Genomic DNA, 677 nt, shown 5'->3' with positions numbered 1-677 from the left:
CGTGTCACGATCCCCCAGAGGCGGGATTTGCGCATGCGCCATTTCCGCCTGCAGGCACGTCAGCGCACGAACGAGGACGCCAAACGGCAAATGATGCCGACTGTGCGATCGTTCATCAATAAAGTGGTGATCGGCACTCCCCGAGGCCACCAGCCCGCCACCTTGGAGGCGTACGGCCTGATGCATTGCAGCGGAGCATATTGATGGCCAATCCTTCGGCCACCATCGCCCGGTAGCGCGCAGCAAGGCGCTCCGCGACGGATACGAAAGTCCCACCCGCAAGGTCGCCGCGGATCGATCCTGCTCCGTCTGCGAGACTGGGACACGGGTGTCAACTCGACCCAATCTTGTCGCTAGCAACGACCATCTGCTCGTGCAAGGCGCGGATAGCCCTCCGAGGCACACTTCGCTCTGTCGGTCTCGGCCAGACAAACACAAAAAGCCCCGTGAGGGCTCGTTGAGTATGTGTCCGATTGGGAAAGGTTTTGGTTGCGGGGGCAGGATTTGAACCTGCGGCCTTCAGGTTATGAGCCTGACGAGCTACCGGGCTGCTCCACCCCGCGTCCTCCAGGTGAGGCTGTTTGGCCTCATCCTGACATCCAGGTGAGGCTGTTTGGCCTCATCCTGACATCCAGGTGAGGTTGTTTGGCCTCATCCTGAGATCGACGAACCGCGCT

1 tRNA gene and 1 pseudogene are annotated in these 677 nt (G+C 60.9%); one reads left to right on the top strand and one right to left on the bottom strand.

Annotation, left to right across the window (positions count from 1 at the left end):
- Window positions 1-204 (top strand): annotated as a pseudogene (locus tag RGCCGE502_RS37815) (hypothetical protein); the annotation flags it as partial.
- A gap of 282 nt (window positions 205-486) precedes the next feature.
- Here the strand turns inward: RGCCGE502_RS37815 and RGCCGE502_RS34355 are convergent.
- Window positions 487-563, bottom strand: a tRNA-Met gene (locus RGCCGE502_RS34355).
- Window positions 564-677: the final 114 nt, after the last annotated feature.

This window comes from Rhizobium grahamii CCGE 502, from assembly GCF_000298315.2.
Classification (GTDB): domain Bacteria; phylum Pseudomonadota; class Alphaproteobacteria; order Rhizobiales; family Rhizobiaceae; genus Rhizobium; species Rhizobium grahamii.
Note: the sequence above shows the minus strand (reverse complement) of the source record. Positions and strands in the feature narration are given on the sequence as shown.